Source organism: Dellaglioa sp. CoH-57-MRSF-18 (assembly GCF_056781995.1).
The window spans coordinates 1-246 of sequence record NZ_JBXAXX010000263.1; the positions used below are offsets into that span (position 1 = coordinate 1).

1 protein-coding gene is annotated in these 246 nt (G+C 50.0%); it reads left to right on the top strand.

Annotated features, from left to right (window positions below; genetic code table 11):
* On the top strand, positions 1-246 hold a 246-nt coding region (locus AC1RPG_RS08920), incomplete at both ends, for a hypothetical protein (protein WP_481762627.1).

Sequence of the window (246 nt, forward strand, 5' to 3'; positions counted from 1 at the left end):
CCCAAACGTCATCAACGAAGTGTTCTACATGTTCTCAGACAACTGCCAATTCGGGCAGAACTTCGTGGGCGCGAAAGCAAATGCGGTACTGATATCTGGCACCACAGCGACCGTACGTATCATGAAGTACCCAGCGTCAACGCCCAACACAGGAACGCAAGTAGGAACACTTAACATAGACACAGTGAACGGCAACTCGTTTACGAGTGTTCAATCAACCACGACGTTTGCTCCGGGTGATCAGTT